General features: G+C 67.4%; 1 protein-coding gene. It reads left to right on the top strand.

Going from position 1 to position 616, the window contains the following annotated elements:
* The first annotated feature begins 72 nt into the window (after window positions 1–72).
* On the top strand, window positions 73–543 hold the full coding sequence (gene rlmH / locus IAE56_RS20975) for a 23S rRNA (pseudouridine(1915)-N(3))-methyltransferase RlmH (protein ID WP_079222687.1): 471 nt from the start codon (window positions 73–75) through the stop codon (window positions 541–543).
* Window positions 544–616 lie beyond the last annotated feature (73 nt).

The following is a 616-nucleotide window of genomic DNA, read 5'->3' as shown; positions in this document are numbered from 1 at the left end:
CCCGCCGCCGGGGGTTTCCGCCCCCCCCCCGCCGGCGCGGCGGCCCCCCTCGACGTTTTGGAGACTGCGTAGATGAAAGCCCGCCTGATCGCCACCGGTGAACGCGCACCCAGCTGGGTCGCGCAGGGTTTCGCCGAATACCAGAAGCGGCTGTCGCACTGGCTGCCGTTCGAACTGGTGGAAATCGAGCCGGGCCTGCGTGGCAAGGGCCGCGATGCGCGTCGCGCCACCGAGGACGAAGGCAAGCGGGTGATCGCTGCGCTGCCGAAGAATGCCTACGTGGTGGCGCTGGACGTGCCGGGCCGCCAGCTCAGTTCGGAACAGCTCGCGCAGCGCCTGGAGCATTGGCGCGGGCAGGGCAGGGACCTGGCGTTCCTGATCGGTGGCCCGGAAGGGCACTCGCCGGAAGTGTCCGCGCTGGCCGATGAGAAGTGGTCGATCGGACCGCTGACCCTGCCGCACATGCTGGTGCGGCTGGTGGTCGCCGAGCAGCTGTATCGGGCCGCCGCAATGATTGCGAATCACCCCTACCATCGCGCGTGAAGAGTGGTTATACTAGTCGTCTGCCCGAATAGCTCAGCCGGTTAGAGCACTTGACTGTTAATCAGGGGGTCGT

This window comes from Stenotrophomonas sp. S41 (genome assembly GCF_016624625.1).
GTDB lineage: Bacteria > Pseudomonadota > Gammaproteobacteria > Xanthomonadales > Xanthomonadaceae > Stenotrophomonas.
Note: the sequence above shows the minus strand (reverse complement) of the source record. Positions and strands in the feature narration are given on the sequence as shown.

What these genes read in the sequence shown, in the direction of transcription:
- rlmH (WP_079222687.1), top strand. Translation starts at nt 73, where the DNA reads ATGAAAGCCCGCCTGATCGCCACCGGTGAACGCGCACCCAGCTGGGTC.